The 16265-nt window shown below is 41.2% G+C and carries 15 protein-coding genes; 2 read left to right on the top strand and 13 right to left on the bottom strand.

Annotation, left to right across the window (positions count from 1 at the left end):
* Window positions 1–229: 229 nt before the first annotated feature.
* Complete coding sequence (locus tag Q0791_RS03460) at window positions 230–568, bottom strand: P-II family nitrogen regulator (protein ID WP_299002707.1); 339 nt, start codon at window positions 566–568, stop codon at window positions 230–232.
* Between the two features lie 307 nt (window positions 569–875).
* Between Q0791_RS03460 and Q0791_RS03455 the strand changes: the two genes are divergently transcribed.
* Window positions 876–1385, top strand: a complete 510-nt coding sequence (locus Q0791_RS03455) for a GspH/FimT family pseudopilin (RefSeq protein ID WP_299002705.1) — start codon at window positions 876–878, stop codon at window positions 1383–1385.
* Between the two features lie 27 nt (window positions 1386–1412).
* Here the strand turns inward: Q0791_RS03455 and Q0791_RS03450 are convergent, their stop codons facing one another.
* From Q0791_RS03450 to murJ, 11 genes are all read right to left on the bottom strand, one after another.
* Entirely contained in the window at window positions 1413–1808 is a 396-nt protein-coding gene (locus Q0791_RS03450) for a type IV pilin protein (protein ID WP_299002703.1), read from the bottom strand.
* A 33-nt stretch (window positions 1809–1841) separates the two neighbouring features.
* Complete coding sequence (locus tag Q0791_RS03445) at window positions 1842–5360, bottom strand: PilC/PilY family type IV pilus protein (protein ID WP_299002702.1); 3519 nt, start codon at window positions 5358–5360, stop codon at window positions 1842–1844.
* On the bottom strand, window positions 5360–5782 hold the full coding sequence (locus Q0791_RS03440; protein WP_299002701.1) for a pilus assembly protein PilX: 423 nt from the start codon (window positions 5780–5782) through the stop codon (window positions 5360–5362). The genes Q0791_RS03445 and Q0791_RS03440 overlap by 1 nt, the downstream gene beginning before the upstream one ends.
* A 103-nt stretch (window positions 5783–5885) precedes the next feature.
* Window positions 5886–6839: a PilW family protein gene (locus Q0791_RS03435; protein WP_299002700.1), complete on the bottom strand. Its 954-nt coding sequence runs from the start codon at window positions 6837–6839 to the stop codon at window positions 5886–5888.
* A 13-nt stretch (window positions 6840–6852) separates the two neighbouring features.
* A complete protein-coding gene (gene pilV / locus Q0791_RS03430) occupies window positions 6853–7404 on the bottom strand; it encodes a type IV pilus modification protein PilV (RefSeq protein WP_299002699.1) in 552 nt (183 codons plus the stop codon).
* A 257-nt stretch (window positions 7405–7661) separates the two neighbouring features.
* On the bottom strand, window positions 7662–8591 hold the full coding sequence (gene ispH / locus Q0791_RS03425) for a 4-hydroxy-3-methylbut-2-enyl diphosphate reductase (protein ID WP_299002698.1): 930 nt from the start codon (window positions 8589–8591) through the stop codon (window positions 7662–7664).
* The gene (gene fkpB / locus Q0791_RS03420) at window positions 8588–9016 is read right to left on the bottom strand and encodes an FKBP-type peptidyl-prolyl cis-trans isomerase (RefSeq protein ID WP_299002697.1); all 429 of its coding nucleotides are present in this window, start codon (window positions 9014–9016) and stop codon (window positions 8588–8590) included. The genes ispH and fkpB overlap by 4 nt, the downstream gene beginning before the upstream one ends.
* Window positions 9017–9020: 4 nt before the next feature.
* Window positions 9021–9536, bottom strand: a complete 516-nt coding sequence (gene lspA, locus Q0791_RS03415) for a signal peptidase II (protein WP_299002695.1) — start codon at window positions 9534–9536, stop codon at window positions 9021–9023.
* Window positions 9537–9551: 15 nt separating this feature from the next.
* Window positions 9552–12374 (bottom strand): isoleucine--tRNA ligase, encoded by a 2823-nt coding sequence (ileS, locus tag Q0791_RS03410; protein ID WP_299002693.1) that lies wholly within the window; start codon window positions 12372–12374, stop codon window positions 9552–9554.
* 32 nt (window positions 12375–12406) lie between these two features.
* Window positions 12407–13342, bottom strand: a complete 936-nt coding sequence (gene ribF / locus Q0791_RS03405) for a bifunctional riboflavin kinase/FAD synthetase (protein ID WP_299002692.1) — start codon at window positions 13340–13342, stop codon at window positions 12407–12409.
* A gap of 240 nt (window positions 13343–13582) precedes the next feature.
* A complete protein-coding gene (gene murJ / locus Q0791_RS03400) occupies window positions 13583–15142 on the bottom strand; it encodes a murein biosynthesis integral membrane protein MurJ (RefSeq protein ID WP_299002691.1) in 1560 nt (519 codons plus the stop codon).
* Window positions 15143–15390: 248 nt separating this feature from the next.
* On the opposite strand from murJ, the gene rpsT reads away from it, so the two are divergent.
* On the top strand, window positions 15391–15657 hold the full coding sequence (rpsT, locus tag Q0791_RS03395; RefSeq protein ID WP_299002689.1) for a 30S ribosomal protein S20: 267 nt from the start codon (window positions 15391–15393) through the stop codon (window positions 15655–15657).
* 201 nt (window positions 15658–15858) lie between these two features.
* On the opposite strand, the gene Q0791_RS03390 is transcribed toward rpsT, so the two are convergent.
* Window positions 15859–16173: a metalloregulator ArsR/SmtB family transcription factor gene (locus Q0791_RS03390; RefSeq protein WP_298768524.1), complete on the bottom strand. Its 315-nt coding sequence runs from the start codon at window positions 16171–16173 to the stop codon at window positions 15859–15861.
* Window positions 16174–16265: the final 92 nt, after the last annotated feature.

Genomic DNA, 16265 nt, shown 5'->3' with positions numbered 1-16265 from the left:
CGGCATAGCTCAGTTGGTAGAGCAACTGACTTGTAATCAGTAGGTCCCGAGTTCGACTCTTGGTGCCGGCACCATCTTAAAAAGAGATAATAAAAAACCACTTATTGTAAGTGGTTTTTTATTATCTCTTTTTTGCCGTTATTCCGTACAGTGAGTCATTAATTAACCCACTTTACGGAATAATACAAAAATGAATCACGATACCTTATTTCAATACCCAAGAATCATTTTATACGGCTTCTTCGTTTTCTTCTCCTGTGCGAATGCGGATCACTCGATCAATATCAGTCACAAAAATTTTACCATCACCAATTTTACCCGTTCTTGCTGTATCCACAATCACTTCTACCGCTTGATCAAGTTGTTCATCTTGGAGCACGAGTTCGATTTTAACTTTAGGAAGAAAGTCAACCATATATTCAGCACCACGATAAAGCTCAGTATGCCCTTTTTGCCGACCAAAGCCTTTGACTTCAAGCACTGTCATTCCCGTTATTCCAATTTCTGCAAGCGATTCGCGCACATCATCAAGTTTAAACGGTTTAATAATGGCTTCGACTTTTTTCATCAAACACTCCTGTCATCTTGCTAAATAAGGAAATTATCCACCTTTAAGCTTAACACGATGACTGTTAACACTAAAGCCTCTTATACCTTAGCCATTTATCAACCCACCCAGCCCCTTCTTGAATACAATAAATAAAAACAGCTAATTATCATGCATTTAACCAATTAAGAAATTAAATCCAAAGACCTAAACTTGTATACCTCTAAGTTTATTCGCATCTTGTCTATACTTAACGCTAAGACAATTATTATTAAAAATCGTATAACAATGACAGTCACTCACTTTCCTGCAAAGGTCACTTGCACCGATGAAAATAAAACAGGGTTTCACTCTTATTGAATTAATGACCGTTTTAACCGTGGCTATTACGCTGATTATTGTGGCTGTGCCTTCTTTAACCGCTGTTTATCATCATTTAAGAGCAGACTCTAATATTCGTCATATTTTACAGAGTTTACAATTAGCCCGTAATCAGGCTATGAATTATGAACAAACGGTAACAGTATGCCCACTAACAGAGAATATATGCTCAAACCAGTGGCATAACGGAATTCATGTATTCTTTGATGGTGATGAAGCAAATAGGCTCGATGGTGAAGATAGCCTTATTTATACGACTGGCAAATTCAATGATGCAGATTTTGTCACTTTTAATCGCACATCCATTCGTTTTCAAAAAAACGGCACAGCCTCTGGGACTAATGGCACCCTGAAATATTGCCCTGGGGATCCTAAAAGCCCTTATTCCAAAGCCATTATTGTCAGTCAATCTGGGCGAGTGCGTTTTTCAAATGACACAAACATTCAGTGTGAATAATTACCAACAGGCTTTAGATATGAATCATTACCAACAGGCTTCAGGTGTACGGCTTCCTTCAAAAGTTATCCTTATTTCATCACAATCAGCATCTCTTGATGCTTGTACCCCTTGCGCGGTTGCCACTAATGTAAAACCTGCCACTCCCGTGGAGCTGATACTGTAAAACCCTTTTTCAGTAACATAAGGATTGGCATTGACACCCAATTCCGTTAAATCTGTTGTATAGGCTTTATTGTCAAAATAAAACTGTTCTTGTAGATTGCTTAAACGCGTTAATGCCGTAATGGCCTCACTGCGAGCAGCTTTTACCATATAGTCCGTATACATAGGATAACCAATCGATGCAAGGATCCCAATAATGCCCACGACTATCATTAATTCAATTAAAGAATACCCACACCGATAATCACGCACTTGCATATTGACTCCTTAACAGAATACTGAAACACACCCTTACTCATGTCCATGCATATAAATGAGGTTAACACTAGGCTGCCCTCCTATGCACTGATGATCATCTGGTGGGCACTCATTCAGGGGATCATCAACTCTTTCCATTTCTTCACCTGCAGCGCCAATACCAATTAAGTACATATAACTGTCATCACTTCCATTAGCAGGGATCACCAATTGAGGGGTATCAGGCACCCTTTCTCCCATCTCTAAATATTCATTTGTATAGGATCGCGTTCCACGATGTAAGTTAAAACCATATAAACGACCCATGCCTGATATCAAACACTGATCAGACTCACTTAAATCGCCCGGTACATAAGAAGTAAAAAAAACCGTCCCATTCACAATTGTCGCTGCAGCTAAGCTTTTCTCCCCTTCATCGGTAAACTGATAATACCAACCCCGCTTTAATCCAAAAGCCACATATTCAGCTTGATTAGCGGGAGGACTGGAAGTCACATCATAAAGATTATCAATAGTCAGGGGAGCGGGAATATCCTCCTCATCAACAAAAGATCGCGTCACCACATTACGATCTTGTAGTGTAAAAAATTTATCACTTCTTGATAAATCTGAAGGCTGCGGCCTATGTCCAGAGCCTATCACGACGGCATCATAGGGCACATTTTGATGCGTCACAGTCGTACTTGATTCACCGTCTCCTTCAGTGGTTATTTCCGATATATTGGTAAAAACGGTTTGTACGGCAACAGGTTCTGAAAAAAAGCGCCTATCATTTACCAGCCCATCTTGACTTAATTCGGCAAACTTAAAAGCTGTCCAGGGATGTTCGCTATCAAATGGATCGCTTGTGGGTAAATCCATTCGCCAAATATTCCCGCCTGTATCGGATGCATAAATTCTATCAGTTAACTGATCGCCATTGGCATCCAATACAGTAACAGCATTAGGAATACTATCGATAAGCGTCGGAATATTGGTCACTTTACTCCCCGACATACGGCCAAATGCATGAATAAGCTCACCGGTTTTAGCATCAAGAATAAAGACACCTCTTCCTTTAGAGTCCGGGGTTCCTTGCTCAACGCCGTCTTTGTTTGCTGGCGAATAACCTGCTCCCACTATTAATACGGGTGTCTTCCCCTCACTTTCAGGCGCCGTACTGGTTTTAGGAATAAAAGTAATCACTGGTTGAGACCAAGTCTGCCCAAGCTCGCCCATTCCAGCTGTTTCAGAATCTATCTTCCACATCATTTTAGGGCTATCAGGCTGCGTAATATCTAAGGCATAATAAGATTGTCCACCACGACGCATGCCAAAAAATACCCAAGCTTTTTCAATACCTTCGCTACCTGACTCCACATAAGCAATAGCAGGACTATCGAGCCCATAAACCGAGTGAACTCCAGTTGGTACATTCACTTTTAAATCCACTAAATTAGGCAATAGTTCATAGGGCATAAATGCCCAAGACTCAAATACCTCATCTCCTGTGTCTTTAAACATATGCAACGCACCATGATTGGTTCCAACAAGAATGCGTAAATCAGGTTCAGTGGGCGTACCAAAATTAATAGCTAAAGGTTTAGAGTGTAATGGATCGCCAAAGATATCCAATCGACGATCCGATGTACTACCATCATTATCATCATCATCGACATCTTGACCTTTAGCCCAATTAAACAGCTCATCGAGCTGAGCGCTTGCCACTCCCAAGTAACTGGCTAAAGCATCTTCGCTACCCGCGCGACTTGCCGCATTCGCCTTTGAAAAAGTCATTAACGCGCCAGAGCTACCAAAATCGCCATATAAAAGACGGCTAGTATTTAACGCTAAATGTTCAACTACTCCGCCAATACGCACATCATTACCATCTCCACCACCACTGGCTGTACTACAAGTCGTGTTCGATGTCCAATACGAGCAAGCTGATGACTTTAAATGACCATCAGGCCCAATGGCTAACACATCATTTTTATCAACAACATCCCCTGTGCTAGTCACCTTAAACTTTTTAATGTTCCCCCGCCATCTTGGACCTTTATTGGGAAGAAACATGGCATAGTAAACAGAGTCAAAAGTTTGAGTGCGATCAAAATTATTACTGGCAATAGAAGGTGAGGTAAAGCTGGCATTCACTTCTAAGATTTGTGAAAAGATTTGCTGCAATGCCGCTTGTAATTGAGACGCGTCGTTAGCCGAAAAATAAAGTCCGCCACCATAATCCGCCGCCGCTTGTAATATCGGCGCCGCATCCGCCGCCCCCTCACTAAAGCCAATGGTAAAAGTAGTGACATACTGCTCCCCCGCTAGATGAGTATTCACATCTTCACGATTTAATATGCCCGCTAAAGCTGGAAAAAAGCTCCCATCCACTCTTTCGGTCGCTCGGTAACCCGGTAAACGTCTAATATCACGATTGGCATCATCATCATTTGACGGCGCACCATCAGTCATATACACCACATAAACTCGACTGGCACATTGACTGGCATCAAAGGGGGAAATATAGCTGCCATCCAGCTCTATGCTGGTATCTCTATAAGGTATTGATCCACTATCTTCATAGCCAAACTGAACGGACAGACCCGCAAAATAACGATATGCCTCATACATAGTCTCACATAATGGTGTACTCCCTCCATCGCTTAAGCTATTAACAGTATTTATCAGTGCAATTTTATCATCAATGGATAGACGTTGGATCCCAGATACGATTCGGCCACCATTATAAGTGTCATAACGTGCGCCATTAAACACCGCTAACCCAAAGTCAACACTTGGGGTCGTCACTATGGTATCTTCAATGACTCGTTTTGCTATTTCCATTCTTGTTGACGTTAAGAGCTCTTTATCACTGTGATACCAAGTGACATAACGCTCAGTATAAAACGTCACAGATTTACCAATCCCTAAATTAGTTAACTTGGCTTTATTAAGTGCACTGGCAATATCGGCTTCGGAAGAATCACTGTTAACATAAGTATATGGAATAGGTGACGCTTGAGAACCTAAGCTGTCTACAGGTAACCCTTGTGCCATATCACTGGCATTGACAAATTCAAGTGCTTCACTGTTTTCAAAATCTTCATAACAATCTACGGTATAAACACTGCTATTGAGCTCATCGGGTAACTCTGACCAACTGCCACTATCACCCACAAAAGTATATTCACGAATAAATCCAGTAAACATTCCATGACTTTCTAATACAGAATATGAAGATTGACAGCCATTTTTTCCCTGATAGATAAAATTTGAGCTATCCAAAGCGGGGATATCTCCCCCTCCTTTAGTGTAATAAAGTTTAGTAGCAGCGGTTAATGACTCACCTCTATCATAAGGCCTCTGTGTTTCTTCGCTATAGCCCATACTCCCCGAAGTATCAAAAATAATCAGCACTTGAGGACGAACTCCAGAGCGAGCCGAAGACTCAAAGACATAGAGCTGAGTATCATCAGCAAAAGATAGCGGTATGATAACGCAGGACAAAATAAAATAGACACGCTGTGCCGCTATCAATGAGGTTAATCTTTTCATTGAAATAGTCATCATTAATCCGCCAATACTTCTTGTTCTAATCCTGACACTCGGGTTAATCGCGCCACATTGCCACGACCGAATTGGATCTCACTGGATAATTCAATTTTGCGGCACTCGACGCCTGCCGTTGGGCGTGCGCTTCGCGCACACACGACATCACCTTCATATAAAGGTGTTAAAGTACTAGTGACGTTATAAATGGGATCTGTTAACACAAGCGGAGCGTCTAAATTGGCTAATACGCTACCTTCGTGATCCATGACAACAGTATTCATCACACCTTGCACAGCAATATTAGCTTGAACTCGCTCTGATCCTACCTGAGACATACGTAAAGATTGTGTCGCATTCATGGCAATGGCGACACCAATAACCGTCATAATCAAAAGTACAATCAGTGAAAAAAATAGTACCATTCCTTGTTGGTTTTTCATGTTTCATCCTTTAAACAAACCACTTGCATTATTATCGAAAATGTTCCTAAGGCTTAATGCAAGTGTTAATCTCCATCACCTCTAGATAGAAACCATTTAAGAACTAATTTGCCAGCCTTGGATTTTCTAAAACTAATGTGGTCATCATCACTTTACGGCGGAAACCATCATTGATGGGTCCGATGGTTTTATCACCCAATTGATACTTAACAGTATTAGTCAATTGCGTATCTTCAAATAGTGTGCGGATCAGTACAAACACTCGCAATGCAACAGCGCCCTTATCCCACATAAGCGAGGTCACTTGCTCTGCAGGCATAAAACTGTCTACCGTTAAATCATTATCATTATCAAAACCATATAAAATTCTTATATTTTCAATTCCTTCAACAAGTTGCTCCACACTACTTGACGTTCTCATGCCTCCATTGGTCAAAATACGCCGCATAAGTACAGGCATGCCATTATTCTCTTGAATAAAATACACATGATGCTGATACTCCCAAAAGCGAGCATTACTCAGCGTCGGTACACTCTGATCACCTGCAAAAAAAATCGCTTCATTAGCTGAAATTGCCGCGTAATAACGATTATCATCAAATGAGGTGACATTTGGACCTACAAGACGTTTAAGCTGTAAAACATCAGTATTGGCCAGTACACTCGATAAGCAATCAAGCGGTTCGCTGCTGACACCTTGCTCATAACCCCAAAGCATCCTGAAATGTGCAGGTTGGGCATTAGGAAAAGTGGCATTATTCAGCCCACTTCCAATACAGTCTTGCTCATCACTAAGACTCGAAGCATTGTTGCGAGTATTAATGCCCAATACTAAACCTTCTCCAGTCAATTCGGCCATAAAGCCTTGCATTTGTAAGTCACGCTCGATGAAATCAAGCGCGATACGCCCCTGCTCTTGTAATTGATTAAAATGACTCGTCGTTGTGACATTATTAGAAGAAAGCATAAAAAGCGTGAATACCCCCGCAATTAAAAATAAACCAATTAACATGGAAACCATAAGCTCAACCAGTGATAATCCTTTTTGCTTCACCATGCCTTAAATCCATTTAAAATATGAGTGTATTAATGACATACACTCGCCGTCGACTGTCACTTATGCCACAAGACTGAACAAAATCGTCGTATTGCGTCGCTCCATCTGTTGTGCTGTTAATCCCTCTCCATGTCATGGCTATGCGTACATTTCCCTCTATAGCCGTCTCAATACAGGCAACAGCTGAATCTAAGCCTCCCACGTTTTTCTCCCCTGCTTGCTCATAACCTCCCTGCATCAATAACTGCCATTGATAACGATCCCAAATCAGCATTTGTGCTGGGGTACAGTGAGGTAAATTGGAATCGGCGAGATCACAATTCCTATCGGGAAAACTGGGTAAACTGTTATAAACGCCGCCATAAGCATTCAATTGCGTCGAATTAAGTTTGATGCGATTAACCATATCATTAACAAGCAGGGAAGCTTGTGTTTGCTGAAAAGAAGCGAAACTACCGCGTTTAGCCACTAAATGAAGATTAAATATTCCAATCAAGCCCACGACTAATATCACTAGGGCAACTAATACCTCGATTAAGGTGGTTCCTTGTTGTTTTCTCTTCATCCTTGCTTCCCCTTCACCTTTTTAAACAGAGGAAAGTCAACAATCGGCCTGTGACGACATAGCTCATGTTCAAAAAACAGAAAAAAACTGACGACACAAAGCATCACCATCATTCATATACGAATTAATACTAAAGTATAGTCGATTAAAAATTGAGGATGCCTTTAATCATAAGAGATTAAAGCGAGTCATTAAGTCTAGACATTAAAAAAGAGGCTAATCGCCTCTTTTTTAATGCTATTATAGATTAAGTCTATTTAGCGCAATTCTGCTGGTACAGCAAATACCGTATCTTCCTTACGCCCTTCAACTTCTGTGATCACGCTAGGTGCCATTTCAGCAATGGCATTAATCACTTGCTGTACAAGTACTTCTGGTGCGGAAGCTCCTGCCGTCACGGCGACTTTAGTCACTCCGTTAAACCATTGCGATTGAACGTCATCGGCATTGTCCACAAGATAAGAGTTCGTTCCTTTCTTTTGAGCGAGCTCCCTTAACCGATTGGAATTAGAACTGTTCTTTGAACCTACCACAATGAATAAATCCACATCTTCAGCCACATTGCGTACGGCATCTTGACGGTTTTGTGTCGCATAGCAAATATCGTCTTTACGTGGCCCTTCAATCGATGGAAAACGCTTCTGCAAGGCTTTAATCACATCCGCCGTATCGTCCATTGACAGGGTTGTTTGCGTCACAAAGCAGAGATTATCAGGATCCTTAACTTGTAAATTAGCCACATCTTGGGGAGATTCAACTAAATGCACCCCACCTTCGGGGTTATCATATTGCCCCATGGTGCCTTCCACTTCAGGATGACCCGCATGACCAATAAGAATACACTCTATCGCTTTACGACTCGCACGAGTCACCTGCAAATGCACTTTAGTCACCAAAGGACAAGTAGCATCAAACACCTTTAAACCACGATTTTTCGCTTCTTGGCGTACCGCTTGAGAAACACCATGGGCACTAAAAATAACAATGCTATCATCAGGCACTTGATGCAACTCTTCGACAAAAACCGCGCCGCGATCTTTTAAGTTCTGCACCACATAACGATTATGAACCACCTCATGACGAACATAAATGGGCGGTGAAAACAGCTCCAAAGCACGTTCAACAATACTGATTGCTCTATCCACACCAGCACAAAAACCTCGAGGATTGGCTAGAAGAATATTCATTGCTCAAGTACCTGTTCAACTTCAAGTTCAAAAGTTAATACCTGCCCAGCCAGTGGATGATTCAAATCCACTGTCACAGAATCACCAAGTACTTCCCTGACAATACCTGGGATCTCACTGCCACCGGGGCCAGCAAAACTCACTATCACTCCCGGTTCTAATGAAAGATCCGCAGGGAAGCGAGTCTTATCCATATGATGAATCGCATCAGGATTTGACACTCCAAATGCATCCTCAGGCTGCAGTGTAAAGCTATGCTTATCACCTTGTTTAAGCCCTTTGATTTCAGACTCAAAAGCAGGGCTTAAGCTCTCATCACCGAGATTAAATCTCACAGGCTTTCCTGATGCTCTTGTGCTTTCGGCTGTCGAGCCATCTTCAAGCAATATATTCATATGACATAAAATAGATGACATATTTGGCATTTCATTACCTCTTCACATCATCATTGGTTTTTTTACTTTGTTTACTCACAACCAATGAATCAAGAATAATCAACACGGCCCCAATACAAATCGCTGAATCCGCTATATTGAATGCAGGAAAATGACTGGTATTCCAGTATACATCTAGGAAATCAACCACAAAACCATGTTGCAGCCGATCGATTAAATTGCCTAACGCACCGCCGATCACTAAGGTGTAGGCCAAGTTTAAGCGCCAAGCTTTAAAAGACTGCTGTCTTAACCAAAAACTCAGTAATAAACTAAACCCTATGGCAACGGCAGTAAATAACCAGCGTTGCCACCCTCCAGCGTCATTTAAAAAACTAAAAGCCGCCCCATAGTTACGTACATAGGTGAAACTAAAAAAAGGCATTAGCTGTATTGAGTCATAAAGGGCAAAATTTGATAACACCCATTGCTTTGAAAGCTGATCAGCCAATAAGACTAATACAACAACCCAATACCAACGTAATCCACTTTCTCTCCAAGTCGACGGCATAACACGTTCCTTTATCTATGCAAATTGACGAATTTCACCGTCACCTTCAATATTCGTGACACAACGTGTACACAAACTTGGGTGTGACTCCACTTGACCCACATCTTCTCTATGGTGCCAGCAACGTTCGCACTTTGGCGCCTGAGTTTTATTTAACCCCAACTTCAAACTACTCAAATCAGTTTCAATGGCACTTTCTGGCGCATCTTCTAACGCACACAAAGTGGCTTCAGATGTCAGCAATGCAAAACGTAACTCATCACCCATTTGACTAAGGGTTGCTTTAAGTTCAGGTTCAACATATAAAGTCACTTTCGCCTCTAATGCTCCACCAATTTGCTTATCACGACGCGCTTGTTCAATCACCTTATTCACTTCACCACGCACCACTAGCAATTCCTGCCAGAAATCATCACTTAAATCTTCATCCAAAGTAATGGCCTCAAGCCCTTTGAACCAATGCTGAGTAAAGACAAATTGTTCACGTTCACCGGGTAAAAGTTGCCAAATTTCATCAGCGGTAAAGCTTAAAATAGGGGCTATCCAGCGCACTAATGCTTCACTGATAAGATACAGTGCTGATTGGCAACTACGACGAGCATGACTATCTTGCTTGGCTGTATATTGTCTGTCTTTGATAATATCTAAGTAAAAGCTACCTAACTCAACAGAGCAAAATTGCATGAGCTTTTGGGTGACGACATGAAAATTATATTGCTCATAGGCTTCTAACAACTCTTCTTGTAGCACTGCCGCACGTCGAACCACCCAACGATCCAAGGCAACCATATTTTCAATAGCCACATTATCGGTCGCTGGATCAAAGCCATTAATATTAGCCAACAAGAAACGAGCGGTGTTACGAATACGGCGGTAGGCATCAGCGCTACGCTTTAGGATCTCGTCAGACACTGTCATTTCGCCGCTGTAATCGGTTGCCGCAACCCACAAGCGTAAAATATCAGCGCCCAGTTTATTGGTCACATGTTGAGGTGAGATCACATTACCAATGGATTTAGACATCTTGCGGCCTTTACCGTCAACGGTAAAACCATGAGTTAACACTTGTTTATAAGGTGCTTTACCATTCATCGCCGTTGAAATCATCAAAGATGACATGAACCAACCACGATGTTGATCTGAACCTTCTAAATATAAATCAACGTCATGACCTTGAAACTCTGGACGAGAAGCCACTACAGATGAGAAAGTTGAACCAGAATCATACCATACATCCAAAGTATCCGTGACCTTACGGTATTGCTCCGCTTCATCACCTAACAACTCTTTCGCATCCAGATCCCACCAAGCTTGAATGCCTTCTTGCTCAATACGATTCGCCACTCGCTCCATTAATGACACGCTATCAGGATGCAGTTCTTCTGTTTCACGGTGTACAAATAGAGTAATAGGTGTGCCCCAAGTCCGCTGGCGAGAAATACACCAATCGGGTCGGTTCTCGACCATTTTCTCTATACGGCTTTGACCCCAATCAGGAAGCCATTGTGTTTGTTCTATCTCGCTTAAAGACTGCTGCCTTAACCCATTATTATCCATAGAGATGAACCATTGTGGTGTCGCTCTAAAGATGATCGGTGTTTTATGGCGCCAGCAATGAGGATAACTGTGTGAAATATCAACATGATTGAGTAAGGCGTGCTTTTCAGCTAAAAGCGCAATTACATTTTTATTGGCTTTAAAAACATGTTGACCAGCAAAAATAGGGGTATCCGCTTTATATACGCCGTTATCACCCACAGGATTGGCCACTTCAATGCCATATTGTTGCCCCACAACAAAATCATCCTGACCATGACCAGGTGCGGTATGCACCACCCCCGTTCCTGATTCAACGGTGACATGATCCCCCAAAATAACGGGAACATCGAAATCATAAAAAGGATGATTAAATCTTAATAATTCTAAATCACAACCTTTGACTTGCCCTAACACAGTATATGATTCGGCGCCATAACGCTCAACACAGGATTCCGCTAGCGCTTGAGCTAATACTAACGCTTGTTTCTCACCTGCTTTAGTCATTTCAACGAATACATAATCGAGGTTTGCAGCAACAGATAAAGCGCGGTTAGCGGGTAAGGTCCACGGCGTTGTGGTCCAAATCACCATCGAAATACTTGACTCATAATCAGTCAAACCAAATTTAGCCAGTAGCGCTGCTTTATCGACAACCGAAAAAGCCACATCAATGGCCGGTGACATTTTATCTTCATACTCAACTTCAGCTTCTGCCAATGCTGAACCGCACTCAGTACACCAATGAACAGGTTTAACACCTTTGTGTAGATGGCCACTGTCGATAACTTTTGATAATGAACGAACAATATTGGCTTCAGTGCTATAATCCATGGTTAAATACGGATTTTGCCAGTCAGCAAACACGCCTAAACGAATGAAATCATCTCTCTGTCCATCCACTTGCTTGGCGGCATATTCACGACATTTTTGACGGAAATCACCAGCACTGATTTTATGGCCTGGTTTACCGACTTTTTGTTCAACCTTAAGCTCAATCGGTAATCCATGACAATCCCAACCAGGAATATAAGGTGCATCAAAGCCTGATAATGTCTTTGATTTCACAATGATATCTTTTAATATTTTATTGACAGAATGTCCAATATGGATATCACCGTTCGCATAAGGAGGGCCATCATGTAAAATAAAAGGTTTACAACCAACACGACTATCACGGATCTGCTGATACAGTCCATTTTTGGTCCAGGATTTCAACATTTCTGGCTCACGATTAGCCAAATTACCACGCATCGGAAAATCAGTTTCCGGCAAATTCAAAGTAGATTTATAGTCGCTCATTGATCCTACACCGTATTATTTGACTAATATTATTAGCCAGCATCATTGCCAAGCAAAGCCCTTGCTTTGTCAGCATCATTTTTAATTTGTTGTTTCAGCGCATCTAAGGATTTAAATGGCTGTTCATCTCTAATTTTTGCCACCAGCTCCACCTTAACGGCTTTGCCATAGAGATCACCATAAAAATCAAATAAGTGAACTTCTAATTGGCATTTTTGTCCCTTAATTGTCGGTCTAAATCCAACATTGGCAACCCCTTCATAGACATCACTCCCTTGCCAATAACACTTAACGGCAAATACGCCTCTTACAGGACTCACTTGTCGTTTTAGGGCGATATTAGCTGTTGGAAACCCCAATGTGCGCCCAATTTTATCACCATGAAACACTTTACCACTGAGCACAAAAGGGTGACCTAATAATCGTCTTGCTTGCTCTAAGTTCCCTTTATTGAGTACATCTCTTATTTCTGTTGAACTCACTCGTTTATCAGCAAGCATAAAACTTTGCGTGCTCACAACAGCAAAACCATTGACTTCGCCCGCTTGCTTTAACATAGAAAAGTTACCTTTTCTTTGACGGCCAAAGCAAAAATCATCACCGACAACCAGGTATTTTACTCCCAGTTTTTTCACTAACAATTCATCAATGAACTCATGAGCAGATAGAGTGGCAAACTGCGCATTAAAGTTCACACATAACAGTCTATCTATTCCCAATTCATCAAGTAAAGCCAACTTATCACGTAATGAACTCAATCTCGCTGGGGCATTTTCACCATTAAATAATTCTTGTGGTTGAGGCTCAAATGTCATCAATGTGGCAGGCAAACCAAGATGCCTTGCCCTTTTAACAAGTTGTGCAATCACTTCAGCATGACCGCGATGAACACCATCAAAGTTCCCTATGGTGAGCACACAAGCATGATGCGCTGGTAAAATATTATGGATCCCGCGAATTAATTCCATTCTTAATATGATAAGCCTGTCTAAATGGGCGGATTATATACTATAGCCAAAGGACTTGGAAATGTTGAATGCCGCCAACATTCAAACACTTCTCTTCATCACCAATTTTTACTACCCACTGACTTTGTTTATGGCATAAAATCCATTCAGATATATCAATATGAAATAGATTAATACCTTATAATTCAATCAACAATGAATTTCATCCATCAAAACTCCCCCTTATTGAATAAACAAGAGTCAGTGAGCCGTTTTTAATCGCCATGGACGAATTCCCACTATCAGCAAACAGACTAAATAACTCACCACGCCTGCTGCAATTAACTCGACTAACATCAGTCCCCGTTGATGTAACGACCAACTCAACCATACATCTTGACTCGGATCAAACTGATAAAGTACCCCCGCCATGACAGATGCCGATAACAGTACTTTGGTAAAAAATATCACCGTTGAACGGCTAATTTTATAGACCTGTTGCCTATATAAACCACGGTATAACAAGCTCGCATTTAACAATGCTGAGAGGGATGTCGCCAGTGCAAGGCCCACATAACCAAAAGGATAAGCAAGCATTAAATTGAGTCCGATATTGCTGACCATCGCAATAATGCCATAACGAACGGGTGTGCGCGTATCTTGTCTGGAATAATAACCCGGCGCCAATACTTTAATCAGCATAAAACTGAGTAAACCACTGCCATAGGCCATTAAACTGTAAGACGCCATTTCAACATCTTCAAAGCTAAATGCTCCTCTCATAAATAGCACCATTAACATCGGCTTAGCTAATAGAATTAATCCAAACATTGCTGGCAAGCCTAACAATAATATGGCTTGAATGCCCCACTCCATAGTGTGAGTAAATCCTTGACCTTCAGCATTAACGTGCTTTTTTGATAACGCAGGTAAAATAACGGTGGCAATCGCAATACCAAACAGGCCAAGTGGGAACTCAAGTAATCTATCTGAATAGTACAGCCAACTGATGGAACCTGTCATGAGAAAGCTGGCGATAAAGGTATCAAACAATAAATTAATTTGCGAAACCGATACACCAAACAATGCTGGAAGCATTAAGGTTCTAATTTTCACCACTCCAGGGTGGTGCCAACCCCATGATGGTTTAACCCAAGCCCCTTCTCTGACTAAAAAAGGAATTTGAAACAAAAATTGAACAACCCCGCCAAAAAATACGCCCCAAGCTAAGCCTATTTCAGGTTTGTCTAGATGAGGTGCGACATACAATGCGGCAAGAATAATCGCTATATTTAAAAATACTGGTGTAAATGCCGAAACAGCAAACCGGCCACGAGTATTCAATATCGAGCCAGAAAGAGCGGTAAAGGTAATAAACCATAAATAAGGAAAAGTAATTTTCAACATCATAGATGCAAGTTCGAATTTTGCACCGCCAGGTTCATTATTCAGCCAATCATAAAACCAACCGCCACCAAATAAAGCGGCTAAGATAGGTGAGGCTAACACGCCGACTAAAGTCACTAAAGTCACTAATCCTCCTAAGGTTCCTGCCACCTTAGCCAGTAACTCTTTGGTTTCTTCTGACGTATTTTTCTCTTGATATTGGGTTAACACAGGCACAAAAGCCTGAGCAAAAGCACCTTCCGCGAATAAGCGACGTAAAAAATTAGGAATTTTGTTAGCAAAGAAAAAAACATCTGCGCTACTACCTGCACCCATTAAGTTTGCAATGACAACATCTCTTACTAGACCTAACATCCTAGAGATCAATGTCATAAAACTCACAATCATGCCCGATCTTATTAATTTCCTACTCAAATAATCCCCCTAAAGTGAGCAAAAACACGACACCATTACATAAATAGTCGAGCTTACCTCTGTTGCCTGACAGCAATAGCTGCTAGAATTACGCACCATATTACACGAGTTAGGCCGAAGATAGCCAAAGCCGATTGGATTATTTTGTGTTTAAGGCACAGATTCAATCATTGTCATTGACAAAATGACGAAAACAAGGCATATTCCTCGACCTTAAAAATATCAAACCCAGTTTTAGGAGTTGCACCTTGGCTAATAGCAAGTCTGCAAAGAAGCGCGCGCTTCAATCTGAAAAGCGTCGTAAGCATAACGCTAGCCGTCGCTCTATGTTACGTTCTTACGTAAAAAAAGTTATCGCTGCAATTAACAGTGGCGATCACAAAGCGGCTACAGAAGCATTTATTGCGGCACAACCTATCGTTGACCGTTTAGCGACAAAAGGCCTTATTCATAAGAATAAAGCTGCACGTCATAAAGCACGTTTGAATGCAAAAATTAAAGCACTTGCTGCTTAATTTTTAGCTTTATATGATGTAAAAAAAACCGGCTTATGCCGGTTTTTTTAATTTCATTTTCAACGTCCATGCTAAGATGTGCCGAAATGGTTAAATCAAAAACGCTTTCGATATTTAAACATCAATATCGCGAGTTGCTATATCAACTCTGTCAATCACACTCATGATAGCGCTTTCAACTTAATACTATACTCAATACGCTTAAGCTGCAGTACATGTCTCTTGTGCATAAATCGTATTCAATACTTGAATGATCTCACTCACCTCTTCGCTATTGAGTGAATAATAAACCGTTTGTGCTACTTTACGAGTTGTCACTAAGTTATCTTTACGAAGCCATGCTAAATGCTGAGACAGTGCCGATTGGCTTAACCCCAACTTTTTATTCATGTCACTGACACACATCTCACCTTCATTGAGCAAATAGCACAAAATAAAAAGACGACTTTCATTTGCTAACGCTTTTAACAATACAACAGCATTATCTGCTCTTTGTTGCATTAATTTAATATTCATGACTAGCACATTCTCCTAAAACAAACATTAACCCTTAATATAACCCGAATGTAAAAATATAGTCGCGACACAACGCACACTTTTTGCTAAAT

It is taken from the genome of uncultured Shewanella sp. (genome assembly GCF_947495455.1).
Lineage (GTDB): Bacteria > Pseudomonadota > Gammaproteobacteria > Enterobacterales > Shewanellaceae > Shewanella.
Note: the sequence above shows the minus strand (reverse complement) of the source record. Positions and strands in the feature narration are given on the sequence as shown.